Annotated in this window: 20 protein-coding genes; 18 read left to right on the top strand and 2 right to left on the bottom strand. The window is 36.8% G+C overall.

Features of this window, described 5'->3' with window-relative positions; translation table 11 throughout:
• Positions 1 to 393: 393 nt before the first annotated feature.
• From DNK85_RS07155 to DNK85_RS07190, 8 genes are all read left to right on the top strand, one after another.
• Positions 394 to 3180 carry a valine--tRNA ligase gene (locus tag DNK85_RS07155; protein WP_235842406.1) on the top strand — a complete coding sequence of 929 codons (2787 nt, stop codon included), beginning with the start codon at positions 394 to 396 and terminating at the stop codon, positions 3178 to 3180.
• A 217-nt stretch (positions 3181 to 3397) separates the two neighbouring features.
• Positions 3398 to 4030 (top strand): peroxiredoxin, encoded by a 633-nt coding sequence (locus DNK85_RS07160; RefSeq protein ID WP_119328899.1) that lies wholly within the window; start codon positions 3398 to 3400, stop codon positions 4028 to 4030.
• A gap of 502 nt (positions 4031 to 4532) precedes the next feature.
• The gene (gene clpB / locus DNK85_RS07165; protein WP_119328900.1) at positions 4533 to 7133 is read left to right on the top strand and encodes an ATP-dependent chaperone ClpB; all 2601 of its coding nucleotides are present in this window, start codon (positions 4533 to 4535) and stop codon (positions 7131 to 7133) included.
• Positions 7134 to 7269: 136 nt separating this feature from the next.
• Positions 7270 to 8040, top strand: a complete 771-nt coding sequence (locus DNK85_RS07170; protein ID WP_119328901.1) for a phosphodiester glycosidase family protein — start codon at positions 7270 to 7272, stop codon at positions 8038 to 8040.
• Positions 8041 to 8349: 309 nt separating this feature from the next.
• Positions 8350 to 9588, top strand: coding sequence for an MFS transporter (locus tag DNK85_RS07175; protein ID WP_119328902.1), 1239 nt, complete (start codon positions 8350 to 8352; stop codon positions 9586 to 9588).
• 19 nt (positions 9589 to 9607) lie between these two features.
• Positions 9608 to 11143, top strand: a complete 1536-nt coding sequence (locus DNK85_RS07180) for an HAL/PAL/TAL family ammonia-lyase (RefSeq protein ID WP_119328903.1) — start codon at positions 9608 to 9610, stop codon at positions 11141 to 11143.
• A gap of 249 nt (positions 11144 to 11392) precedes the next feature.
• Positions 11393 to 12217, top strand: coding sequence for an NADPH-dependent 7-cyano-7-deazaguanine reductase QueF (gene queF / locus DNK85_RS07185; RefSeq protein ID WP_119328904.1), 825 nt, complete (start codon positions 11393 to 11395; stop codon positions 12215 to 12217).
• Positions 12218 to 12235: 18 nt separating this feature from the next.
• On the top strand, positions 12236 to 13225 hold the full coding sequence (locus tag DNK85_RS07190; protein ID WP_119328905.1) for a VUT family protein: 990 nt from the start codon (positions 12236 to 12238) through the stop codon (positions 13223 to 13225).
• On the opposite strand, the gene DNK85_RS07195 is transcribed toward DNK85_RS07190, so the two are convergent.
• A complete protein-coding gene (locus DNK85_RS07195; protein ID WP_119328906.1) occupies positions 13209 to 13853 on the bottom strand; it encodes a helix-turn-helix domain-containing protein in 645 nt (214 codons plus the stop codon). The two genes, DNK85_RS07190 and DNK85_RS07195, sit on opposite strands and share 17 nt — an antisense overlap.
• Positions 13854 to 14260: 407 nt before the next feature.
• Here DNK85_RS07195 and guaB point away from each other — a divergent pair, with 407 nt between their 5' ends.
• From guaB to DNK85_RS07215, 4 genes are all read left to right on the top strand, one after another.
• Positions 14261 to 15721, top strand: coding sequence for an IMP dehydrogenase (gene guaB / locus DNK85_RS07200; protein WP_119328907.1), 1461 nt, complete (start codon positions 14261 to 14263; stop codon positions 15719 to 15721).
• A gap of 353 nt (positions 15722 to 16074) precedes the next feature.
• Positions 16075 to 16950 (top strand): pyridoxal 5'-phosphate synthase lyase subunit PdxS, encoded by an 876-nt coding sequence (pdxS, locus tag DNK85_RS07205; protein WP_119328908.1) that lies wholly within the window; start codon positions 16075 to 16077, stop codon positions 16948 to 16950.
• A 3-nt stretch (positions 16951 to 16953) separates the two neighbouring features.
• Positions 16954 to 17499: a pyridoxal 5'-phosphate synthase glutaminase subunit PdxT gene (pdxT, locus tag DNK85_RS07210; RefSeq protein ID WP_119328909.1), complete on the top strand. Its 546-nt coding sequence runs from the start codon at positions 16954 to 16956 to the stop codon at positions 17497 to 17499.
• 190 nt (positions 17500 to 17689) lie between these two features.
• Positions 17690 to 18298: a hypothetical protein gene (locus DNK85_RS07215; protein ID WP_119328910.1), complete on the top strand. Its 609-nt coding sequence runs from the start codon at positions 17690 to 17692 to the stop codon at positions 18296 to 18298.
• Here the strand turns inward: DNK85_RS07215 and DNK85_RS07220 are convergent, their stop codons facing one another.
• Positions 18299 to 19483: a multidrug effflux MFS transporter gene (locus DNK85_RS07220; protein ID WP_119328911.1), complete on the bottom strand. Its 1185-nt coding sequence runs from the start codon at positions 19481 to 19483 to the stop codon at positions 18299 to 18301.
• A 134-nt stretch (positions 19484 to 19617) separates the two neighbouring features.
• On the opposite strand from DNK85_RS07220, the gene DNK85_RS07225 reads away from it, so the two are divergent.
• The 6 genes from DNK85_RS07225 to DNK85_RS07250 all read left to right on the top strand — a co-directional run bounded on the left by DNK85_RS07225 (position 19618) and on the right by DNK85_RS07250 (position 25381).
• Positions 19618 to 20166: a PadR family transcriptional regulator gene (locus DNK85_RS07225; RefSeq protein WP_119328912.1), complete on the top strand. Its 549-nt coding sequence runs from the start codon at positions 19618 to 19620 to the stop codon at positions 20164 to 20166.
• 126 nt (positions 20167 to 20292) lie between these two features.
• The gene (ruvB, locus tag DNK85_RS07230) at positions 20293 to 21339 is read left to right on the top strand and encodes a Holliday junction branch migration DNA helicase RuvB (RefSeq protein ID WP_119328932.1); all 1047 of its coding nucleotides are present in this window, start codon (positions 20293 to 20295) and stop codon (positions 21337 to 21339) included.
• Between the two features lie 41 nt (positions 21340 to 21380).
• A complete protein-coding gene (locus tag DNK85_RS07235; RefSeq protein ID WP_119328913.1) occupies positions 21381 to 22325 on the top strand; it encodes a DMT family transporter in 945 nt (314 codons plus the stop codon).
• A gap of 72 nt (positions 22326 to 22397) precedes the next feature.
• Entirely contained in the window at positions 22398 to 23399 is a 1002-nt protein-coding gene (locus DNK85_RS07240; protein WP_119328914.1) for an HlyD family secretion protein, read from the top strand.
• Positions 23374 to 24393 carry a hypothetical protein gene (locus DNK85_RS07245; RefSeq protein WP_119328915.1) on the top strand — a complete coding sequence of 340 codons (1020 nt, stop codon included), beginning with the start codon at positions 23374 to 23376 and terminating at the stop codon, positions 24391 to 24393. The genes DNK85_RS07240 and DNK85_RS07245 overlap by 26 nt, the downstream gene beginning before the upstream one ends.
• The gene (locus DNK85_RS07250; RefSeq protein ID WP_119328916.1) at positions 24386 to 25381 is read left to right on the top strand and encodes an FUSC family protein; all 996 of its coding nucleotides are present in this window, start codon (positions 24386 to 24388) and stop codon (positions 25379 to 25381) included. The genes DNK85_RS07245 and DNK85_RS07250 overlap by 8 nt, the downstream gene beginning before the upstream one ends.
• Positions 25382 to 25386 lie beyond the last annotated feature (5 nt).

A 25386-nucleotide genomic window follows, 5' to 3' on the forward strand; every position in this document is an offset into this window, starting at 1 on the left:
GCTATTGATCCTTAAGCATTGTTGGGTTGTAAAATATGGCTTATATAAGGTACGCTTGATGCTAGTAAAACAACTGTATTTGCGAAATAGAGATTGTTTACCTTTATTTCTATAACATTTGGCTGCATGTTTAATTTTCATGTCAGTTTGCTACTCATATCTTAATGTTGGTGATCACACTATAAGGGGAGAGTAATCAGCAAGTGTTACAGAAATATTAAAGATAAGGTCTTGTAGTATTTGTATTAGGTTTTTTTACTCAAAATTCTATGAACCAATCTTGAAGCATTGTGATAAAATGCGGCTTTAAATTTTTGATTTTTTAACTTTTTAATATCGATACCTATCACAAAATGGTCGGTGATGGGTATAACAAATAATAGGGCTTAGGTAATGTCACAAACGCAAGAACAACAAGAAGTAGAAATGCAAAAAAATTATGATCCTAAAGCACTAGAGCAGCAGTGCTATGATAAGTGGGAGAAAAAAGGCTTATTCAAATGTGGGCAAACTAATGGTGTACCTTATACGATTATGTTGCCGCCACCTAATGTTACCGGCAATTTACATATGGGACATGGTTTCCAACAGACCTTAATGGATTTATTAACGCGTTATCATCGAATGATGGGTGATGACACGTTATGGCAACCTGGTACTGATCATGCCGGTATTGCGACACAAATGGTGGTTGAACGTAATTTAAATGCCGAAGGTTTAACACGTCATGATTTAGGTCGTGAGAAATTTATTAAAAAAATTTGGCAATGGAAAGAGTATTCAGGTGGTTCAATTTCCAGACAAATGCGCCGTTTGGGGGCATCTGCTGATTGGTCGCGTGAGCGTTTCACGATGGATGATGGTTTATCGCAAGCCGTGCAAACCTGCTTTATTAAGCTTTATGAAGATGGCTTGATTTATCGTGGTGAACGTTTGGTCAATTGGGATCCAGTGCTTTTAACCGCAGTTTCTGATTTAGAAGTTGTGCAAGAGGAAGAAAGTGGTTCATTATGGCATTTTGCTTATCCATTAGCCGATGGAGGTAAGATTGAGATTGCCACAACACGTCCTGAGACAATGTTGGGAGATGTCGCTGTGGCAGTGAATCCAAACGATGACCGTTATCAGCATTTAATTGGCAAGATGATTAAACTGCCATTAACAGGGCGTGAGATTCCCATTATTGCTGATGATTATGTTGATATTGCTTTTGGTACGGGTTGTGTCAAGATTACACCAGCACACGATTTTAATGATCACGAAATTGGGAAACGTCATCAATTACCAATGATCAACATTCTTACTCCTGAAGGTAAGATCAATGATAATGCGCCAAAAGCCTATCGCGGCTTAGATCGTTTTGATGCGCGTAAGCAGGTTGTTGTTGATATGGAAGCACAAGGTTTGCTAGTAAAAGTTGAACCACATACTTTAAAAGTGCCACGTGGTGATCGCACCGGTGTTATCCTTGAGCCGTATTTGACTAAACAGTGGTTTGTTAAGGCCAGCGAGTTAGGTAAATCAGCGTTAGAAGTCGTTGAAAATGGCGACATTCGCTTTGTACCTGATAACTGGAAAAATACTTATTACTCATGGATGCGTGACTTACAAGATTGGTGTATTTCACGCCAGCTATGGTGGGGACACCGAATCCCTGCTTGGTACGATGAGCATGGTAATGTCTATGTCGGTGAGTCAGAAGCTGATGTACGTAGTAAATATGGTTTATCGTCAGAGCTTAGATTGCATCAAGATGAAGATGTCTTTGATACGTGGTTCTCGTCAGCATTATGGCCTTTTTCAACGCTAGGCTGGCCACATGATACCGCGGATCTTAAGAAATATTACCCAACCAGTGTGCTGGTAACAGGCTTTGATATTATCTTTTTCTGGGTGGCACGGATGGTGATGTTTGGGCTTTATTTTATGGATGAGATCCCTTTTAAAGATATTTATATCACCGGTCTTATTCGTGATGCTGAAGGGCAAAAAATGTCTAAATCAAAAGGCAATGTGCTTGACCCAGTAGATTTGATTGATGGTATTTCTTTAGAAGACTTAGTTGTTAAAAGAACGCAAAGCTTAATGCAACCACAGATGAAAGCTAAGGTTGAGAAGCAAACGCGTAAGCATTTTCCAGAAGGCATTGAAGCCTATGGCACCGATGCCTTACGTTTTACCTTTACTGCTCTTGCATCAACTTCACGTGATATCTGTTTTGATGTCTCGCGCATGGAAGGTTATCGCAATTTTTGCAACAAAATATGGAATGCTTCACGCTTTGTGATGATGAACTTGGAAGGCTATGATCCCGTGTATAATCAATATGAAATGGGTGTTGCCGAAGAATGGATCTGGCATGAGCTTAATAACACAATTGCTGAGGTGCATAAGCATATTGCTAATTATCGCTTTGATTTATTAGCACAAACGATTTATGAGTTTGTTTGGAATCAATATTGTGATTGGTATCTTGAATTTGCTAAAGCGACCATTAACGATCAAACGATGAGTGCCGCACGCAAACATGCGGTACAATATACCTTAATCACAGTTCTTGATAAAATTTTACGTTTGGCGCATCCAATTATTCCGTTTATTACCGAGGAGATATTTAATCAGGTTAAAGTCTTTACACAAGATGATGCAACGTCAATTATGGTGAGTACCTTTCCACTATTTGATGAATTGTTTATCAATGACAAAGCAGCTAATGAGATAGAGTGGCTTAAGCGTGTTATTGTTGCTATTCGCACAGTGCGTGCTGAGATGAATATCAAGCCAAGTTTGAGCATTCCACTTTTTATCAAAAATGCGTCAACAGCAGAATTAGATAAACTTAATGCAACAAAAGCACTTATTCAATCGATGGCAAAAATTTCACATATTACTGTGAGTAATGATGTGCCAATGTCAGCGACAAGTCTTGTCGACACACTTGAGTTACATATCCCATTAGCAGGATTAATTGATGTCTCAGCAGAGCAGGCGCGTTTGAAAAAAGAACAAGAAAAATTAGACAAGGAAATTGCGCGTTTGGTAGCAAAACTTAGCAATGAAAAATTTGTCGCCAATGCGCCAGAGGATGTCGTGGCTAGGGAAAAAGAGAAACTTGCCGACTACCAAACAACACAAAGCAAGTTGATTGAGCAATTTGAAAAATTAGAAGAGTTGCATTAAAGTGTAGGAAATAGATCAATTAGTATTACTGCTCTAATGCTATTTGTATATTTGGTTGTGCCTTAATTTGATTCAATTCGTGGCTAAGGAAAAACAGTAACAAAAAATTGACTGAACACCGTGTTTCATGTTACTTTCGAAGTGACACATTACCTTGGTAATTAGACTGATTAGTTTGCCTTGGTAATACACTTCTACACAACAAAAGGAATTTATCATGAGTATACAGTTAGGTGATAGTGCACCAAATTTCAAAGCAAAAACAACTTTAGGAGAAATAGACTTTCATAAATGGATTGGGGATAGCTGGTGTGTTTTATTCTCTCACCCTAAGGATTTTACTCCCGTGTGTACAACAGAATTAGGCGTGGCGGCAAAATTAAAACCTAAATTTGAAAATCTTAATTGCAAAGTGATAGCTTTGAGTGTTGATACAGTTGATGAGCATAAGGAATGGATAAAAGATATCAATGAAACACAAAATACCACGGTAAATTATCCAATTATTGATGACTCTGATACAAAAGTATCTACACTTTATAATATGATTCATGCGAACGCTTCAGATACTCTGACGGTGCGTAGTGTTTTTATAATTGATCCACATAAGAAAGTAAGGCTTACCTTTACCTATCCTGCTTCCACAGGTCGTAATTTTGATGAAATATTAAGAGTGATTGAATCCTTACAATTGACAGATAAATATAGTCTTGCTACTCCAGTTAATTGGAAAAAAGGTGATCAATGCGTTATTGTTCCAAGCGTTACTAATGAACAAGCAGAACAAATGTTTAAAAATGGATTTGAAGAAATCAAACCATATTTGCGATTAACAGATGTACCGGCATAATTGTAAGTGCTATTAAAAGACGTGATTTTTTATAACAAAGACACATAAAACTCTGCTTCAATATAAACCTTGGTAGTCTTGTTTTAAAGAGTAACCAATAGTTTAGTCTGCAAGTTTAGAGAATGATCAATTTGCTGCTATAATAGCTGGATTCACAAAATATTAAGAAAAATTAAACAAAAACATTTAGCTTAGCAAGAGATTTGCTGTGATTACTACTAAATGAACCTTAAAAAAACCTCTTGAAAAAAATTTTCCTATCCTCACTTTCTAGGCATTGAATTTTTGAAACACCTTTTGTTATTTTGAGTTAAAAACATAAAATATCAGTGTCAAGTAATGGAATGTTGATCATAAGCTGATATGTAGAAGGTGTTAAAGATCAATAATGTGAAAAATTATAACTAAATGGTCTAGGCTTTATGATTAATTTAAGGTTATAGCTTAAGTCGATGATTGTTTAGATGATTCATTGTGTTAAAGAAATAAGGATAAAGGAAATATGAAAGCAGAGAAGTTTACCCATAAGTTACAAGAGGCACTAACTGAGGCGCAGAGTTTAGCCATTAGCAAGAGTCACACGATGCTTGAGCCTATTCATGTGTTAAAAGCATTGTTGGATCAAGAAGGTGGAATGATTGCGTCAATTATCACTCAAGCAGGGGGAGATTTATCAAATCTTAATAGTGAGTTAAATAACGCCTTAAATGCTTTAGCTACAAGCAGTGCAGCAAGCCAAATCGGTGCGTCAAATAACTTAATTAAAATACTGCAGCAAATGGAGAAACTTGCCAGTGAAAAGCAGGATGAGTTTATTTCAAGCGATTTATTTTTAATTGCAGGATTTACTGATGGTGCGATTAGCAAGATATTTAAAGCTGCTGGCCTATCAAAAGAAAATCTTACGCAAGCTGTGGATAAGGTCAGAGGTGGGGCACGTGTTGAGAGTCAAAATGCCGAAGATATGCAAGGTGCGTTAAAGAAATATACCATTGATCTAACCGAAAGAGCGCGTCAAGGTAAGATCGATCCGGTGATAGGGCGCGACGATGAGATTAGACGCACGATCCAAGTACTGCAACGTCGCACTAAAAACAACCCAGTATTAATTGGTCGCCCAGGTGTTGGTAAAACAGCAATTGTTGAAGGTCTAGCACAACGCATTGTCAATAATGAAGTGCCTGAAGGCGTTCGTAATAAGCGTATTTTATCTTTGGATTTGGGTGCGCTACTAGCAGGTGCCAAATTTCGAGGAGATTTTGAAGAGCGTTTGAAATCCGTACTCAAAGAATTATCCAAACAAGAAGGTAGTGTGATTTTATTTATTGATGAGTTGCACACTATGGTTGGGGCAGGTAAAGCTGAAGGTTCAATGGATGCTGGTAATATGTTAAAACCTGCTTTGGCGCGTGGTGAGCTAAGATGCGTGGGTGCGACAACTTTAGATGAATATCGTGAAAATGTTGAAAAAGATCCAGCACTTGAGCGTAGATTTCAAAAGGTATTGATTGATGAGCCAACAGTAGAAGATACGATTGCAATTTTGCGCGGACTAAAAGAGCGTTATGAAGTGCATCATGGCGTGGATATTACTGATCCAGCCATTGTTGCTGCAGCAACCCTATCACATCGCTATATTACCGATAGGCAATTGCCGGATAAAGCCATTGACTTAATGGATGAAGCGGCAAGTCAAATCCGCATGGAGATCGATTCACGTCCTGAAGAAATGGAGAAATTATATCGCCGTATTATTCAGCTGAAAATGCAGCGCGAACAGCTAAAAAAAGAAAAGGATGATGCTACTAAAAAGCGGTTGGATGTTTTAGAAGAAGAAATTAGAAGCTTAGAGAAAGAGTATTCTGGGTTTGAAGAAATCTGGAAATCAGAAAAAGCACAAATGCAAGGCTCACAAAAGTTAAAAGAGCAATTGGATCAGGCTAAAATTGAGCTTGATGCAGCTAAGCGAGTCGGTGATTTATCGAAAATGGCAGAATTGCAATATGGACTTATCCCGCAGTTAGAAGAGCAGATCAAAGCACTTGCTAGTGCCGATCCGATTAAAACGAAATTGGTGCGCACACAGGTCACTGAAAATGAGATTGCTGAGGTGGTATCTAAATCAACTGGCATTCCAGTCAATAAAATGATGGAAGGTGAGCGTGAGAAGTTATTACATATGGAAGACTTCTTAGGTAAACGTGTTATTGGTCAAAAAGAGGCTATTGTCGCTGTGTCAAATGCCGTTCGCCGCGCACGTTCTGGTTTATCTGACCCTAATCGTCCAACAGGATCGTTTTTATTTTTGGGTCCAACTGGTGTGGGTAAGACTGAGCTGACTAAAGCGTTAGCTGAGTTTATGTTTGATAGCGAAGATGCGATGCTTAGAATCGACATGTCAGAATACATGGAAAAGCACTCTGTGGCACGCTTAATTGGTGCACCTCCAGGCTATGTTGGCTATGAGCAAGGTGGTTATTTAACTGAGCATGTAAGACGCAAACCTTATTCAGTGATTTTGTTGGATGAAGTTGAAAAAGCACATCCAGATGTTTTTAATATTCTATTACAAATTTTAGATGATGGGCGTTTGACTGATAGCCAAGGGCGTACGGTTGATTTTAAAAACACCGTGTTAATTATGACTTCAAACTTAGGTTCACAGTTGATTCAAGAAAAACTCCATAGTGAAGGGTATAACCAAGTCAAGGAACAAGTTTTACAGATTGTCTTGCAACACTTTAGACCGGAGTTTATCAATCGTATTGATGAAACCGTTGTCTTTGAGCCATTAGATAAAGAGATGATCAAACAAATTGCTGAAATTCAAATCAATCGTGTGCGTAAGCGTTTGCATGAGCGTGATTTGACATTAACAATTTCAGCAGTAGCAATGGATGAACTAGCAGATCACGGTTTTGATCCGGTATTTGGTGCAAGACCATTGAAACGTGCGATTCAGCAATATATTGAAAATCCGTTAGCAACCTATCTCTTAGAGGGACGTTATGTGCCAGGTGATGCTATTCAAGTGACCAGTGAGAATGATAGTTTTGTTTTTTCTAAAAAAGATGCAACAGTGACGGAAGATATGGATAAGTAAATGAATCAGAAAAAAAATAGTTGTTATTACAGGTGCTAATAAAGGCATTGGACTTGAATTTGTGAAGTTTTATCAAAAAGCAGGTTGGCGCATTTTCTGATATAATCAGCAGCATATTTATTTAATTAATGTAGTTATGTCATTACAACGTATATTATCTCTGGGATTGCTATTGAGTATTGCTATGATGTCATTTGCTACCCCATGGCAGTTGCAGCAAAAAAAATCTGTCGATATTGTGCCAGAAAAAGTGCATTTTTATAACTTTGGAGCATTTAAAAAAAAGCATTTCCCGCTAGTTATTGATGTGGTGTTATTAGATAACGGTTCATATAAAGCAGGACTTACAATTCAATCACAAAATAATATCCAAAGTGTACTTGATATTGCAACTCAAAAAGATGCATTTTTGGCGACTAATGGTGGCTTTTATCAAGAGGGATTTCTGGTGAATGGACTCTTAATTGATCAAAGTAAACTACGTTTACCATTAGTTAATAATACTTTATTATCCTCGATAATTACAATTGATCAGCGTGGTCAGGTCAATATTTTAGATAAAAATCAAAAATATCATAACGCGTATTATGCTTTTCAAGTAGGACCTATTTTGCTTAAAGATAATCTAGTACAAAAAGTAGATGATAACAAAATTGCTAAACGCATTGTCTATGCACAAACAAGTTCAAAACTTATGGTGATTTATATTGATAGTACAACCTTACAACAGGCGGCATATATTGTTAAAGCGCTTGCCAGTTATTTTAAGATTAATATCAAGCGTGCAGTAAATTTTGATGGTGGTAAAGCAGGGGCTTTTATCTTGCGTAAATACGTGACACCAGTAATATATCCGGAATATAGCTCTGTGAAAAGTATTATTTATTTTATTTTAAAGGAGAAATAAATAGTTAGATTAATGATGATTTTTAACTATCATTTTGCCTTCCTAAGCCACTCTTTATTAGATAATATTAATGCTTGCAATGAGCAATACTTATAATTAGACTCATTGATCTAAGGGTAAATAAACTTCAAGATATAATAGTGTATTTGTTTTATTTAATATTATTAATTTATGTATTTTTTGGGGTGTATTTATTTCATGTTATGCTAAGTGCTTTAAGTCATATAGTCTTTGCAGATTATTTTGCAAGTATACTTACTATTTACTGATATTGGGGGAGAAAAAAGAGTGGAAAATGAAAATACCAGTATGAAAAAATTTTTCAAGGCATCCATTGGCAATATCATCGAGTGGTATGATTTTAGTTTATTTGCATTCTACTCGGTTGCTATTGGTGCTGCTTTGTTTCCAAAAAGTAGTAGCGTTATTACTTCAGTGGTAGAGGTGTTTTTTGTCTTTGGTATAGGCTTTTTGGCAAGGCCCATTGGTGGTTTTTTGCTTGGGAAGTTTGGTGATAAGTATGGTCAATATCTTGCTGTTAATATTGCCGTTTATGGTATGGCGTTGTGTTCATTACTCATTGCCTTTATCCCTCAATATCAGCACATTGGAATGTTATCAATAATCATTTTGGTGCTGCTGCGCCTAGGGCAAGGATTTTGTGCGGGAGGACAGTTTTCCGGTTTATTATCACTTGTAACAAAAACCTCAAACAGCAGACGATCATTCTTAGCAAATATGGCATATACCGTCTCAACAATGGGCTTTTTGCTAGCAGCTTTAACTGGTTATCTTTTAACGATTATTGTGCCAAAGAGTATGAGTCCTGAGTTGTGGCGTATTGCTTTTGTTATTAGTGGTTTATTGGGTGTTTTCTTTCATTTCTTTGGCGTAGATAAAGATGATTTAAAACGAATGCCTTCTAAGCATAAGATACAAACAAAACTGCATTCATTTGGCTTGATAGAGTTAATCACAACACAATACCGAGCATTGATCGGTGTTACGGTGTTATCAGCTTACTCAGGATGTATGTATTTCTTTTCATTTAGTTATTTTTATACTTATTTAACACTTAATCTAAAATTCAACAGTGCAACTGCTTACCATATAAGTATTGCGCAAATTAGTATTGCCTGCTTACTTTACCCTGTGGCAGGGGCAATTGCCGATCGATGTGGTAAGCAACGTATGGCGTTTTTTGGCATGATTTTGACGCTAATTGCTGTGACATTACTTATTCACACTACTAATCCTTGGCTGGTATTGCTGTATAGTGTATTACTCGTATTTGCGCATGCGCTTATTATCAGTGGCGTGGCATGTGTTTCAGCTGAAGTTTTCTTTCCTAAGTGGCGTATGACAGGTAGTGCAATTTCCTGGAATATTGGTGCTGGAATAGCCGGTTTTTTCCCGATGATTAGTGCAAGCTTTTTAAGTGGTCACAGTAACTCAGCATTAATTTGGTTAGTAGTATTTGTCATCCTCTTTGGTGTTATTGGGCATGGTTTTATAAGAATATGCAAAGGCTATTTACAAATTACATAAGAGTACTAAGGGGGAATGAATGTCAATAGGTATAAAGATGCAAACACTAATCCTAAGTGATGATAAAATAACCATTGAAAACATTGTTAAAGTTGCTTATGGCAAATTGATCGTGTGCCTGTCCGAAGAAGTAAAGAAAAGGATTAACCAATCATATCAGGATAAATGTAGTTTACTTGCTGAGGGTGTTGCGATGTATGGTGCCAATACAGGCGTTGGTGCAAACTTTACGATTGCGGTAGATCTAGCACAATCTGAGGATATGCAGTATAAACTCATTAAAAGTCATGCTTGTGGTGTTGGTAAAGCACTTGAGCCAGAGATGGTCAGAGCAATTGTTTTTACAATGATTTGTAATTTATGTCATGGGTTTTCTGGTATTAGGCTAAAAGTTATTGAAAAGTTAATTGAGTTATTAAATAAAGGCATTATGCCCTATGTTCCTGCTGACGGATCTTTGGGGTACTTATCCTTTCAGGCACATATTGCACTGTTATTAATTGGGTTGGGTAAAACGATTGACAATCAGGGTTGTCTTATTGATGGTGTAGAGGATAGTTATCAGTTTTCATCAATCAAGCTTGAGGCTAAAGAAGCATTATCTTTACTCAGTGGTACGGTAGATATTGCAGCATTGGCAGCATTGGCAGTTTATAAGGCTGAACATATCATAAAACATGCAGATGCAATTTCATTACTTACAGCAACAGCTTTACGTGTCAATCCAATGGCGTTTTCTTCTGAAATTATTAAATATAAGAAACACATTGGTGTGGTAACAACAGTAAATAATATTCAAGCATTGCGACAAGGCGCTGATGATTCTCAGGAAGAATATGCTTTACAGGCATCATTAAGTTTGCGTGCTATTCCACAGGTGCACGGTGCAATTAAAGATGGTATTGCACATATCCGAAATTTAGTCGAACAGGAGTTAAAAAGTGCAACGGATAATCCTTTAATTATCCGTCAAAATGAAGGGGTATCCGTACTGTCAAGTGCAAATCCTCATGGACAATCTTTGGCATTTGCAGCGGATTATCTTTGCATATTAATGTCTGAATTATCAAGCATTAGTGAAAGGCGTACGTATCGATGTTTATCTCAGCATCTTAGTCATTTACCTGCTTTTCTGGTACAGCATCCAGGTGTCAACTCAGGCTATATGATTACACAATATGTCAGTGCAGATTTGGTAGCTAAAAATAAAGTATTATCACATCCGGCCTCAGTTGATTCTATTGTTACTTGTGCAGGTCAAGAGGATCATGTGAGTATGGGAGCGCATGCCGCACAAAAAAGTCTGCAAGTGATTAACAATACACTTTCTGTATTAGCAATAGAATGGTTAGTGGCATCCCAAGCATTTGATATGGCAGTTTGTAAAGCTATTGGGCTAGGTGTTTCAATCACACAAGCCGTATTACGTGAAAAAGTCTCATTTCTGGATGAGGATAGAGAGCATTATCTAGATATTGCTAGGATATCTACTTTGATTGAATCGGGTGCTCTTTTGGATCGACTTCAATTAAACAACATTCACTTGCAAGCTTGAGATTAACTTAAATGCTATATCGAGCCTGCGTTATAAATATAGTCATTCTAATAAATACCCATATATCTTTAATCTATATCAGTAATAGGTTATCAAAATCACGGTTGATCGGTTATATACTGGAATGACTATAATTGGTGAGATAATGAAAAACAGGCATAGTTGCTTGGAAATATTGAATACCCATTGAGATGGCAATAACATTATGATAGAGTTAGCGAATTCACAATAGTTGCTGAGTTAAGTTTAATGGATTTAGTATTCTCTGAGTTAGGTAAAAAATCTGAATATAAAACACAATACGATGCGAGTTTATTATTTCCTATTCCACGTTCAATAAAGCGTGATGAGTTAGGCATAAAGGGAGTTCCTGAGTTTAAAGGAGTTGATGTTTGGACGGGCTTTGAAATCTCATGGCTTAATATGAAGGGCAAACCACAAGTGCGCATCGCAGTATTTGAAATTGATGCGCTTTCTGAATGCTTGATTGAGTCAAAAAGTTTTAAGCTGTATTTGAATTCTTTTAATAGTACACGTTTTGCCAGTGATGATGAAGTTATTGAAATTATGCAACATGACCTAACCCAAGCTACCAATGGGGTGGTATCTGTTAAATTGTATTCATTACGAGATTACCCTTGTTATATTACTAATCAATTTAAGGCAGAGTCAATTGATGAGCTTGATATTGAAATCAATGAATATATGACCAACCCTAAATTTTTAATGGCAGATCATACTACCAAGGTGCATGAGCGCTTAAGTAGTGATTTGCTTAAATCAAATTGTTTGGTTACATTTCAACCTGATTGGGGCAGTGTGTTGATTGACTACCAAGGTGGCAGAATTGACCGTGAAGGTTTGCTAAAATACCTTGTTTCTTTCCGTGATCATAATGAATTTCATGAGCAATGCGTTGAGCGTATTTATACTGATATTATGCATTATTGCCAACCAGAAAAATTGTGTGTTTATGCACGCTATACACGCCGCGGTGGTTTGGATATTAATCCAATACGTGCAAACTTTACGTTTGATGCTCAGCAAAAACAGATGCGTCTAGCACGCCAATAATATTATTTGGTATTTTCAATGGAGAAGTATCATTACCGTGTTAGCCATATAAACCCTAACACTTTCATGATCGAATTTTACGATACATTAACTAAAAAAAGTGTTAGCCAATTGGCTAGTAAACTTAATGCAGATGATATTATAGACTTGTTTTCGGAAAGTGATCAGCGCATAATTGCATTTAACGCTGGTAGAGAAGATAGCCTATTTGGAAAAATTAAAAAAAATATTAAGCTTTCAGCTCTTGAAGAAAAAAAATACGTTTTTCTTATCTTTGTCTCCTTGTATACGGTAATATTTTTTACTTCAAATATCTCAGGTTCTACACTAATTTCCTTGGGAAGTATTTCGGGGGTTACATTTATAGCCCCTGCTGCAATTTTTATTTATGCATTTACATTTCTAATTGACTCATTATTGACTGAAATATATGGTTTTTCGATTGTTCGACGGATATATTCAATAGTTGCAATGACTTCATTAGTTGCAGTTATTGCTTTGGCTATATTAGCGATCTTACCGGCAGTAGGAGGGCGTAACTATATTTATGAACTTATTTTTTCGGGAGCTAATATACTTAGAACTTTTATTGTTTCATTTGCCAGTTTCATTATTGCTGAATATATCAATACAAATATTATAGCCAGATTGAAATATTATTCGCGTAAAAAGCATGGTATGGATCATACTCGCGAGCGCAGGCGAATAATGAGTCGTTTTATTATAGCGACCTCAATAGGGACTTTGATTGATAGCATTATTTTTTGTTTCGGCGTATTTTTATTTGTGGTACCTATTAAAACTATTTTATTGATTGTCTTGACGCAATATGTTATCAAGCTTACTTATGATATTATTGCATGTATCTTCTCAAGTAAAATTGCAATGTATATTAAGCGCTTAGAGAAAACCGACATTATAGAGCTGCCAAGCAATAAAATTACCAATATTGTGGGCTTTAAGATTGATTCAGAGCGGTGTGTGAATGCGTTTAGTGATAAAACTTAACTTCAACTAAAGCTGCAATAATTTCAGCATCAGGCGCCTCATCATCTAGCGGTATAAGCATATCTTTTTTGTTAAAAATACCTTGTTTTATTTTCAGGTATAAACCACCATCAATCTGATAAATATTTTGAATCATATAATTACCCTTACTATTGATAATGCAAAGGCTAGGAAAGGCGATTTCTTCAAGATCTAAGTAATCAAAAATCAAGACATTTCCTGACTGATAGGGTGGTAAGTTTTGATCAAGCTCAATAGCAAAGGCATTTATTGATAATTGATTATTCGCAATCTCAGTAACCTTGCTGTCTTCATCTTGATATTTTCCCGTGATAAATCGTGCTAAGTTTTCTTTAGCAATAACTGGACATAGCCGGCTTGATTTATGTGGCTTTTTCACGCTATCCATAAGATTATGGCGGATAAAGTCATCGATGCTGACTTGAAAAAAGTCAGCAAGCATTTTAATTGTTTCAATAGATGGGTTTTTGTTCGTTTGGCTTGTGATGTTGTATATAGTCGTTGCTGAACAGCCAACCTGTCTTGCTAGTTCACTAACTGATTTGATATCATGCTTGCGCATGAGGTTGAAAATATTATGACTTAATTGTTGTACTATATTTGTCATGGTTTCTTTACTCCCAAGTTTCGCTATAAAGTATAGCAAGAGCTGTAGTTGTTTGTCAGTAGAATAAGTTGATATATAGATAAAAAATTACTTGAATAAGTAAAAATAGGAAAAATTTACTTTACAATAAAAAATTTCAGCGATAACATAAAAGGAAATTCATGGCTGGGGGCTGATGAGTTGTTTTTAATGAGGGGCAGGGACTTTGGGGTAAAGTTCCTAGAAAAGGGCTTTAGCACCACGCTAAAGCTCTTTTCGTTTTGGTTTTATTTTACTGGTATTTAGGTGATCAAAAAATTCAATAAGAAATTAAATGCCAATGCTAGTAAAGCATGCTAAATATTGCTAGAATGCCGCTGTAATTAAGACGAATTCCAATTTTATCTAACTTAATTACGAGGTTATTTATGTTACGTATTACTGAAGAAGCCATCACTTTTGATGATGTGCTGTTGTCCCCTGGTTATTCTAATGTATTACCACATCAGGTATCACTAACAACGCATCTAACGCGTAAAATAAAATTAAAAATGCCATTGGTGTCCGCGGCGATGGACACAGTAACTGAATCACGTTTAGCTATTGCAATGGCGCAAGAGGGTGGTGTTGGGATTATTCATAAGAATATGTCGATCAAAGCACAAGCAGCTGAAGTACGCAAAGTCAAAAAATTTGAAAATGGTATGGTGATTGATCCAATTACTGCTTCACCTACAACAACGATACGCCAGTTGTTGGCAATTACTGAACAGTATCACTTCTCAGGCGTGCCTGTTGTAGAGGGTAGAGCATTGGTTGGTTTGGTGACATCACGCGATATTCGCTTTGCCAAAGATTTAACACAGCCAATTTCAAGTATCATGACACCAAAAGAGCGTTTGGTGACGGTTAAAGAAGGTGCGCAAGAAGACGAGATTCAACGTTTGTTGCATCAGCATCGCATTGAGAAAGTATTGGTTGTAAATGATCAATATGAACTCGTTGGTTTAATTACAGTAAAAGATATTCAGAAGTCCATTGATAAACCAAATGCCTGTAAAGATGAATTAGGGCGCTTAGTTGTTGGTGCTGCAGTAGGTACCGCAGGAGACACTGAAGCACGTGTCAAGGCATTGGTTGAAGCTGGTGTTGATGTGATTGTTGTTGATACCGCACACGGTCACTCTCAAGGTGTACTTGACCGCGTGAAATGGGTGAAGACGCATTTCTCAAGAGTACAAGTTATTGGTGGTAATATTGCCACAGCAGAAGCGGCAAAAGCTTTAGTTGAAGCGGGAGCTGATGGCGTCAAGGTGGGTATTGGTCCAGGATCAATCTGCACAACACGTGTGGTAGCAGGTGTTGGTGTACCACAATTAACAGCTATTTCAAATATTGTTGCAGTGATGGCGCCACTGGATGTACCAGTGATCGCTGATGGTGGTATTCGTTACTCTGGTGATATTTGTAAAGCAATTGCTGCAGGTGCTTCTGTTGTTATGGTTGGCGGCTTATTTGCAGGAACCGAAGAGTCACCAGGTGAAGTTGAATTATTCCAAGGGCGTTCATATAAATCATATCGTGGTATGGGTTCCTTAGGTGCGATGGCAAAAGGCTCATCAGATCGTTATTTTCAAGATAGTATTGATGCGAAAAAGCTTGTGCCAGAAGGAATTGAGGGTCGTGTTCCTTACAAGGGGACACTCGCTGCGGTTATTCATCAATTAATTGGTGGCTTACGTGCTGGTATGGGCTATACAGGCTGTGCTACGATTAGGGAGATGAATACTAAACCAACCTTTGTCAAGATTACAGGAGCTGGCTTTAATGAAAGTCATGTGCATAATGTAATGATTACCAAAGAACCGCCGAATTATCAGTTGAAATAAATAACAAAGGAAAAGTTACAACCATACTGCTATGCAGTTTTATTGTGCAAGCATTGGCTGATCGGTAGTTGAAACCAATGGTCATTTCTTTGTCATTTTTGTATTTCCCTTTGACTTCGCTCAGGGTGTGGTCAGATCAGTTTTGCTGGGCGATATTGGGTTATCACTAAGAAAAAATAGCAAAAAAGGTAAATTTGGAATTTAAGCGATTGTATCAGCTTTAAAATTGCTCTATTGTATGCGGGTATTTTATGCATCGCTAAGTAATTTACCCCGATGTAATAGTATAAATGATGTAATAGTATAAACCTTGTTTTTAAAACTGGTAATAAATAGAAGTGGAGTATTGGCTCATGAATGATAGATTAAAGATTAACGTTGGCTTGGCTGAAATGCTCAAAGGTGGCGTGATTATGGACGTTGTAACTGCAGAGCAGGCAAAAATTGCAGAAGATGCTGGTGCTGTTGCGGTGATGGCGCTTGAGCGCGTCCCTGCTGATATTCGTAAAGATGGTGGTGTTGCGCGTATGTCAGATCCAAAGCTTATCAAAGAGATTATGGCAACAGTAAGTATTCCAGTAATGGCAAAAGTGCGTATTGGTCACTTTGTTGAAGCGCAGATTCTAGAATCTCTAGGTATTGACTTTATTGATGAAAGTGAAGTGTTAACACCTGCTGATGATGAGAATCACATTGATAAGCATGCTTTTAAAGTCCCTTTTGTTTGTGGTTGTAGTAATTTAGGTGAAGCACTACGTCGAATTGGCGAAGGGGCTGCTTTGATCCGTACAAAAGGTGAAGCAGGAACAGGTGATGTGATTCAAGCAGTGAAGCAAATGCGTGCGTTAAATCGTCAGATGAAAGAAGTACAAATGGCTGACAGTGGTGAACTAATGGCAATTGCTAAGAAACTAGCTGCACCTTATGAGTTAGTAAGGTATGTACATGAACATGGTAAATTGCCGGTACCTAATTTCTCAGCTGGTGGTATTGCAACTCCTGCTGATGCAGCTATGCTGATGCAATTGGGTGCAGAAACCGTCTTTGTTGGGTCTGGTATCTTTAAATCTAATAATCCTAAGAAGCGTGCGGAAGCAATTGTTAGCGCAGCAACGCATTTTAATGACGCAGAGGTGATTGCCAAAGTCTCAGAAGACTTAGGAGCGCCAATGACAGGGATTAATTGCGACCATTTGTTACCACATGAGATGTTTTCAGTTAGAGGCTAGAAGATGAATATAGGGGTGCTTGCCTTGCAAGGCGCATATGATGCGCACCAGAAAAAAATTGAATCATTTGGTATTAATTGTATTTTGGTAAAAACAGAAGCAGCCTTGGCAAAGGTTGATGCACTTATTTTACCAGGTGGTGAAAGTACTACGATGACTTACTTGTTACAAAAACATCATCTGTGGCAGCCGCTGATCACGCGGATGAAAGAAATTCCTGTTTTAGCAACGTGTGCAGGGGTCATCCTATTGCAAAGGATGGGTGTGCTGGATATTGATGTAATTCGTAATGGCTATGGGCGACAATTAGAAAGTGGCATTTTTCCTTTAACGGTCACATTTGATACGATGAATGAGGAAATTGAAGCCTTTTTTATTCGTGCACCCATCATCAATGCGATACATGATCAAGAGATTCGTATTATGTCTTACCACTTAAATAAGCCAGTTTTAATTAGAAAAAATAAAATATTAGCAGCGACCTTTCATCCTGAGCTATGCCAAAGCTCACCAATTCATAAATACTTTATTGATTTAATACGCCATTAAAGAAACATCAATGGTATCGAGGATTTAATGGTTACGATCATTTACAATATGTAAATATTTTTACATATTTTTGTGCATTGACTATAAAGCAGGATTTTGCGATCATGCGCGCTTGTTTTTATAGTTTTTGTAACAATACTTGAATGAATATGCTGCTTGTAATAGGGATATGGTTATTCGCGTGATAAAAATGAGATTAAGGGTAAAAGAACATTTGTTAAGGCTGGTTTTATTGACTATAGCGGGTGTTAGTTTTGCTGCAAATAGTGGTGAGTCATCTGCAAAAACAGTACAACCAGTCAATGCTTCTATTAATCCTGGGACAACAAAGCAAGGACATGCTACAAATGACAAAACAAAAGGCACACCCGATAAAGATGAGAGCTTTTGGGTATTTCTAAAAGGAACACAGCCGGATAATGCCCTTTACTTAGGGATGTTTACCTGGCATTTTAATCCTGAAAGTCGGGCGCATGACCGTTGGTCAAATAATTTGGTTGGTGGGCTTTATAATAGTATTTTTGTAGGTACTTTGCTCAACTCATTTAGTGATCGTGCTTTTGTTGTTGGTGTGCAACGCAATCTATATACTAACCAATTATCACAAAACAATCAGGTGAATGTGGGTTATCGTCTAGGTATGATGTCAGGTTATGATCAACGTATGTCAGATTTTGCAAAATACTTACCGGTTTTACCAATTACCGAGCTTTATATTGACTATGCCTATAAAAATTTGGGAGCAGAACTATCTTATATTGGTGTCGTATTTACTGTGAAATTTTTTATACGATTTTAACTAAGTAGTGGCTAGGTCAAGGGAGTGCCCCTTATGCGCATGACGCGCAAAAACAACTGCTAGCAATCCGATTGCAAGTATAAAAATAGCAAAATGAATATTTGTCATCGTAAATTGTGTCAATAGAAAGGTTGCAATTGCGCCACCGAAGAAAGACATGAAGTTAAACAGTGCAGCGGCTGATCCTGTGATTTGATGTGGTGCGCTTGATATTGCTCCGGCACTTGCCGTTGGACGAATCATGGCATAACCTAGGGTTGTTATCCACATAGGTAACACTAAAGTGTAGATATTACTCGTAAAAATAATGTTTAAAAGAATGGTTAATATTGCTCCTGTGACAAGAAGTACTGCACCTGTAAGTACTAATTGTGCAATGCTAAAGCGTTTATTTAATCTAGGTGCTAGAATGGACATAATCACAATCGCTAGTGAATTTAATGCAAAAATGATGCCAAAAGTTAATACTGAAAAGTTAAACACACCGATAATCAACATGCTACTTGCTGCAGCATATGAAAATAGAACGCCATAAGAACAAGCACTTGTTAGAATATAACCTTGAAAGCTTTTGATTTTAAGTAGTGATAGATAATTATGATAAAGCTGTTTGGGCTTTGTAGCATGCATATTTTTTTGCTTAATACTTTCCGTAAACAAAAAGCTAATAACCAATAGGTAAAATACGCCAAGTAACAATAGAAATACAAAGGCGCCATGCCAGCCAAATAGCTCTTGTAACATGCTACCAAGAAGAGGGGCAATTGCAGGACAAATCCCAATAATCGCCATTATCATTGCCATTGCTTTAACCAGATCTTCTTTTTTATACACATCACGAGCAATTGCCATTGCCGCAACAATACTACTGCATGTGCCAATTGCTTGAAAGAAGCGTCCGATAAGTAGCATGTGGAAACTGCTTGAGAAGATAATCATAAGGCTGGCTAAGGTGTAAATAACAAGCCCAATTATAAGAACGGGTTTTCTGCCAAAACGATCAAGCAAAGGGCCATAAAAAAGCTGAGAAGTGGAAAGGCCAATCATAAATACAGTCATGACCAATCCAATATGAGCAGTGTGAAAATTTTGCGCCATTGCCGGCAAAGAAGCAACGAATACATCATTTGCAAAAGGTGTGATAACACAAACAGTGAGAATCAAGAACATCATCTTATTTTTCATTTTATCCTCTTTGGATTTACCATATAGGTATTAAATACCTGTTGACTATACTCTTTGTACACGTAAAATGCAATAAGATCTCTTTTTAAAATTAAGTAGTTACAACTCATAAAGGTAAATAAGAGAAAGATAATATGGCAAGAGAAAATAATTCCTGTTATGCAATTTTAAGTTTACTCAATAAAAAAGAATTATCCGGTTACGGTATCAAAGTGATTTTTGAAAAGATTGCGCATTTTTATTGGTCGGAAAGTAATGCGCAAATTTACCCAATGCTGAAACAATTAGAGGATCAAGGATTTGTCAAATCACGATTAGATGAATCCAGTGGCAAACGTCAAAAGCGCATTTATGCGATCACTGCATCAGGCCAAGCCCATTTAATAAAGTGGTTAATGCAGCCAATTAGCTATAACGCTAAAGAGCGTAATGAATTGTTATTAAAGCTAAGTAGTGGTTTTGTGATGGACAAAACAGACCTCTTGCAACATATTAATAATTACATCACACATTTACAAATGTTGAAGATTAAGCTAACTGAGGTTGTTAACCATATTCATGTCGATCATGATGGTAGAGAGGATCAAGCTTACCTATTGTTGGTGTATCGCTATAATGAAAAGCGCTTAAAAGCAGAGATTGAATGGGCGCTAGAGACTATTCAATCGTTACAGGCGATGTAAAATTAGATTAAGTAAAACAGTTAAGGATAATGAAAAGCCTAAAAATCATATCGTTTTCATCGTTTTTAGAGTTAAAACATGATAGGCTTTTGTTTAGTTGTAATAAGTTTTGATCAGCTATATTCTATGATAGAAACAGATCGTATTATCTCGGGTAATAAACAAAAAGAAGATCAGCAGATCGATCGTGCGATCCGCCCTAAAATGCTTCAGGATTATCACGGTCAGCCAGTGGTTAAAGAGCAGATGGAAATTTTTATTGAAGCGGCAAAAAAGCGTGCTGAAGCTTTGGATCATGTGCTTATTTTTGGTCCTCCTGGCTTGGGCAAAACCACACTGTCACACATTATTGCTAATGAGATGAATGTTTCATTAAAGCAAACCTCCGGTCCAGTATTAGAAAAGGCAGGTGACTTAGCAGCGCTATTAACGAATCTTGAAGCCAATGATGTATTGTTTATTGATGAGATCCATCGCTTAAGTCCGGTGGTTGAAGAAGTTCTTTATCCTGCGATGGAGGACTATCAATTAGATATTATGATTGGTGAGGGACCTGCCGCTAGATCCATAAAAATTGATTTGCCTCCCTTTACTTTGGTGGGAGCAACCACTCGAGCAGGGCTTTTGACCTCTCCTTTGCGTGATCGTTTTGGTATTGTTCAACGCTTAGAGTTTTATTCGGTAAATGATCTAGCAGATATTGTGATGCGTTCCGCAAAACTATTAAGTGTAAAAATTGAAGAATCAGGTGCCAAAGAAATTGCAAAACGCGCGCGTGGCACGCCACGCATTGCTAATCGTTTATTAAGACGTGTGCGTGATTATGCTGATGTTAAAGCCAAAGGTGTTGTTGATCACAAGGTTGCCGACAAAGCCTTGTCACTGATTAATGTTGATCCGGTTGGTTTTGATCATATGGATAGACGCTATTTATTGGCTTTGATCGATAAATTCTCAGGAGGACCTGTTGGCTTAGATACGATTGCCGCATCGATTTCAGAAGAACGTGGCACAATTGAAGATATGATTGAGCCTTATTTAATACAACAAGGTTATATCATGCGTACAGCACGCGGGCGAGTTGCAACACATCATGCCTATCGGCACTTTGATGTGGTAATGCCTGAGAAGTTAAGTGATTTGCAGCAGTTATCATTAGATGATGAATATTAGTTGTTTTTAGTGAATAGCACCAAATTATAAGAGGGGAAGTTTTGGGTATTATTATTGGGATCATTTCAGGCATGTTATGGGGATTAAATGACGTATTGACTAACGTTTACTCTGAGCAAGCTTTATTTAGCACAGCTACTTTTGCAGTACTGGTATTTGCGTTGGTATTATCTTTGATGCAGGATAGTTTTTCCTGTGTTGGAATTTATAGCTATCACACTATGCGTGGTAGTTTTAAGAAAAATATTGCTAAAACCAGACATAAAAACTTCTGGCCATTAATAATAGCTGCTGTTTGTGCAGGCCCCTTAGGAATGGTTGCAGGTATTATGGGTATTGCTTATGCCGGACCTGTTTATGCAGGAGTTGTGACCTCATGCTATCCTGTTATTGCACTTTTGTTAGCGATGACTTTGCTGCGCGAGAAGCCAACAAAAATAAAGGTGATTGGCATTATATTGTCGGTTATTGCTGTGATGTTTATTTCTATTGCAGGTGTGCGCTCGGGAGCGCCACATATTTTAATCGGTTTAATTTTTGCCAGTTGTGCGATGTTGGGCTGGGGTGCTGAGTCGATTTTATTTTCCATTGCGCAAAAATCATCAACACAAGATGTCTCATGGCTTTTAGCAGTACGTCAAAGTGCTTCAGCATTAAGTTATTTATTAATTCTTGCAATATTACTTGTTGGTGATTACCAACAAACATGGGCAGTGATCAGTCATTTATTTGTGCCACTTTTAATTATTGGCTGTGTATTGTCTGCTTCAAGCTCATACCTTGCGTATTATCATGCAATCAAACGCATAGGAGCAAGCCTGGGTACGACATTTAATGCTAGTTTTATTTTCTGGGCAGGAATTTTTAGTGTATTATTTAATATTACTCATGTTCAAGAGTCATTCATTTTATGGAGTATCGTATTGATTATAGGTATTTATTTTGCATCAAAGGGGAATAAAAAATATGCGCAAGTTACCTGTTAATTAAAGTTGCGAAAACGTAATGATGTTCTACACTTTCTTTGTCTATATATAAAAGGAGTTTAGCGTAATAAAATGCTAGCATTATTTAATTTACTCAGACGCAGTAAAGTAGTTTTTAGTATTGTTATTTTACTCATTATTGCTTATGTTGGTTATTTTTGGGCGACCCACTCAACATCAACAGATAATGCTTATGTGGTCGCCAACATGAGCTATGTTAGTACACCAATTTCAGGAATTATTGAAAATATTTATGTGAAAAATAATGAGTCTGTGCATAAAGGTCAATTATTAATAGATATTGATCCAACAGAGTATAAGTATGCATTAAACGTCGCAGAGTCAAAACTTAAACAAATGAAGATAAGTTATCAAAAGAATATAGAAAAAATTCAGGTTTCCAAAGAGTCTATTGAATTTGCTAAGTCAAATCTTGATTTACAGAAAAGTCGCTTTGATGCTGCAACAGATCTTCATCAAAAAGGACTGTTGGCAACTATAACATACTATGAAACTAAAAAAGATTATATAAACGCACAGTATTTAATGAGTCAAGCAAATCAAAATCTAAAAAGTGCAGAGCTTGATGAGAAAAATATTGAAAGTAGTATCAAAGAATTATTTAATCAAGTGCAAATTGCAAGATATAACTTAGCATCTACAAAAATATATGCACCAGAAGATGGAATTATTAGCAATTTACATATGGTTAAAGGGAGTCCTGTTAATGCTTATAAACCTATTGTGACATTAATAGATACGTCACAGTGGTGGGTTCAGGCGAATTTTCAAGAAACAGATTTAGCAGGTGTTAAAAAGGGTGATAAAGCCAAGATTCGTTTACGTATGTATTTAGGTGACAAAGTTTATCATGGAACGGTTGAAGATACCAACTGGGCGGTGGGGAGAAGAGCTGATGACTCAGCAGATCTTTTACAATCAGTGCCACAAGAGAATCAGTGGCTACTATTGCCGCAACGGTTTCCTGTGATGATAAAAATAGATAAGCCAGATCCAAATTTTCCATTGCATGTTGGGGCAAGCGCATATGTTACGATTGAACCGACGAAATAAGCGTAAATACTGCAGTAGCTACACACTGCCCCAAGACCCTTATTTAGATATTGCTTACCATGTTATCGTTACGTTAATGGCATTCTGTGTGTTATTGATTTTATATATGATTTTCCAATGGCCAGACTTTTTAATTTTTTTATTAGTCTCGATTATGCTGATTTTTATGAGTGTTTTCCCGCTTGGACAATCACGTTGGGGACAGGTAAAGGCTTCTGTGATCATGAGTTGTGGTCTTTGGTTTTGCTTTGTATGTGTTTTTGTTGTCGCCAGCTCCAGAAGTTGGACTATTGTATTAGTATTTGCATTTTCTTTGGGCTATTATTTGCTGACACTTAAAGATATGAATTTACGTTTATATTTTGGTTTGAGTGTATTATTTTTGCCGATTTTTATTCACTTGGTTGATGATGCTTCAGCGATGGTACCAGTCAATAATATACAGGTATTTGTCAATTACAGTGTGGCAATTGTTATTTGTACTTTGTTTTCTATAGCCGTTGCTATAATCCAGCCACGACGTTATGAGGCAAAGGTGTTGATTGCCATGATCGAGTATATTTACGCATTAAGACGTATGTTAAGTAGCACGGATGAAAAGAGCTATCGTGATAACCTATATTCCATGTATCGCCACTTATACTATATGCGGCAACAAAGAGATGAACATCATAAGCGTTTTAATACGGAATTTAAGCAAATGATTGATAAATATATTAATGTGGTTTATCAGATTGTGATGATTTATGTTTATATTCTCAATAATCATGCGGTGAAATTACCATTTTACGATGCATGTCTTAAAATTGATAATTTATTAGAGCAAGAAGATCCAGAGATTCAAGATAAAGTGATCGAAAATAGAGTGCTTCGTTTGCAGTTAATGGAAGAAAATGTACAATTTAAAAAAGCGATTGAGCGAGCAGATGCTGATCTACAGTTGTTAGCTCAGCTCTATACAGAGATCAAGCAACTAAGGAAAAAATATGCTTAGTATAATGGATCGCTTAAGCATTTATCGCGCGGTTAGAATCAGTGTTATGTTAACAATCGCTGTTGCTACGTGGCTATTTTTTGATATAGAACGTGGTTATTGGATTGCAATGACTTTAATGATTATCTATATGCCTTTTGAGCCAGGACTTGTTAATAATCGTATCAAGATGCGCTTAATTGGTACGGTTGTTGGTCTTTTATTTGGTTTCGTTTTAGTTGAAATTGTAATAGCAGATGTCACTTGGCTGGCTTTTTTGCCGCTTGTGGTGCTTTTTGTACTTTATTTCTCAATGATTAATTATACCTACTCTTCAATGTTTGTGACGGTTGCAGTTATGTTGTTTTATTCAGCTATGTATACCAAAGGTATGTCGCCAGCAACCTTTATGTTAGCGCGATTAATGGATACTTTTACTGCTTGTGCAATTTGTTTTATTGCAGAAGTTTTTTTTAGACCAAGAAAGATGATTGCACATGCTATTTTAAAAGATTTGGAAGATATCTTAGAGGCTTATGCTAAACATTTTAGATTAATGTACGAATCATTTGCCAAGCAACAATTTAAAAATATCTCTATCGAATATTCCATGAACTTTAATAATAGTTTACTAAGTTTAAAGCAAGCAGCAGAGCTAAATAAAACAAAGTTAAGACTAAATCATCAGCAGTTGATGGATGCTTGTCTTGAGCCAGTTTTTAAGATGCGTGTGCATTTGATAAGCTTGCATTATTTAGCAGAATATAATGAAGAAGAAATGTATGCATTTATTACTCAGCATCAAACGGTGTTTGTTACTATTTGTGATAATTTAAGTCAACTCTTAACTTATGACAAGACACGTCAATTTTCTTTAAATAAAGTATTTGAAAAAAATAATTTCAAAACAGATGTTGAGCGGGAAATTATAGGGAATTTGCTGTCTTTTAATCATTTGGCATATCAATCGCAAAGTGCACTGATAGAGTTTAAACAAAGTAGCAATTAGTATGA

The organism is Cysteiniphilum halobium (assembly GCF_003574425.1).
In the GTDB taxonomy this organism is placed as follows: Bacteria; Pseudomonadota; Gammaproteobacteria; order Francisellales; family Francisellaceae; genus Caedibacter; species Caedibacter halobius.

Bases quoted from the DNA above. Each gene is read 5' to 3' on its own strand.
- DNK85_RS07160 (WP_119328899.1), top strand. From the start codon at position 3,398: ATGAGTATACAGTTAGGTGATAGTGCACCAAATTTCAAAGCAAAAACA.
- DNK85_RS07215 (WP_119328910.1), top strand. From the start codon at position 17,690: ATGAGATTAAGGGTAAAAGAACATTTGTTAAGGCTGGTTTTATTGACT.
- DNK85_RS07220 (WP_119328911.1), bottom strand. From the start codon at position 19,483: ATGAAAAATAAGATGATGTTCTTGATTCTCACTGTTTGTGTTATCACA.
- DNK85_RS07180 (WP_119328903.1), top strand. From the start codon at position 9,608: ATGTCAATAGGTATAAAGATGCAAACACTAATCCTAAGTGATGATAAA.
- DNK85_RS07175 (WP_119328902.1), top strand. From the start codon at position 8,350: ATGAAAAAATTTTTCAAGGCATCCATTGGCAATATCATCGAGTGGTAT.
- pdxS (WP_119328908.1), top strand. From the start codon at position 16,075: ATGAATGATAGATTAAAGATTAACGTTGGCTTGGCTGAAATGCTCAAA.
- DNK85_RS07170 (WP_119328901.1), top strand. From the start codon at position 7,270: ATGTCATTACAACGTATATTATCTCTGGGATTGCTATTGAGTATTGCT.
- DNK85_RS07250 (WP_119328916.1), top strand. From the start codon at position 24,386: ATGCTTAGTATAATGGATCGCTTAAGCATTTATCGCGCGGTTAGAATC.
- queF (WP_119328904.1), top strand. From the start codon at position 11,393: ATGGATTTAGTATTCTCTGAGTTAGGTAAAAAATCTGAATATAAAACA.
- pdxT (WP_119328909.1), top strand. From the start codon at position 16,954: ATGAATATAGGGGTGCTTGCCTTGCAAGGCGCATATGATGCGCACCAG.
- DNK85_RS07225 (WP_119328912.1), top strand. From the start codon at position 19,618: ATGGCAAGAGAAAATAATTCCTGTTATGCAATTTTAAGTTTACTCAAT.
- clpB (WP_119328900.1), top strand. From the start codon at position 4,533: ATGAAAGCAGAGAAGTTTACCCATAAGTTACAAGAGGCACTAACTGAG.
- ruvB (WP_119328932.1), top strand. From the start codon at position 20,293: ATGATAGAAACAGATCGTATTATCTCGGGTAATAAACAAAAAGAAGAT.
- guaB (WP_119328907.1), top strand. From the start codon at position 14,261: ATGTTACGTATTACTGAAGAAGCCATCACTTTTGATGATGTGCTGTTG.
- DNK85_RS07155 (WP_235842406.1), top strand. From the start codon at position 394: ATGTCACAAACGCAAGAACAACAAGAAGTAGAAATGCAAAAAAATTAT.
- DNK85_RS07195 (WP_119328906.1), bottom strand. From the start codon at position 13,853: ATGACAAATATAGTACAACAATTAAGTCATAATATTTTCAACCTCATG.
- DNK85_RS07190 (WP_119328905.1), top strand. From the start codon at position 12,236: ATGGAGAAGTATCATTACCGTGTTAGCCATATAAACCCTAACACTTTC.
- DNK85_RS07240 (WP_119328914.1), top strand. From the start codon at position 22,398: ATGCTAGCATTATTTAATTTACTCAGACGCAGTAAAGTAGTTTTTAGT.
- DNK85_RS07245 (WP_119328915.1), top strand. From the start codon at position 23,374: ATGTTACGATTGAACCGACGAAATAAGCGTAAATACTGCAGTAGCTAC.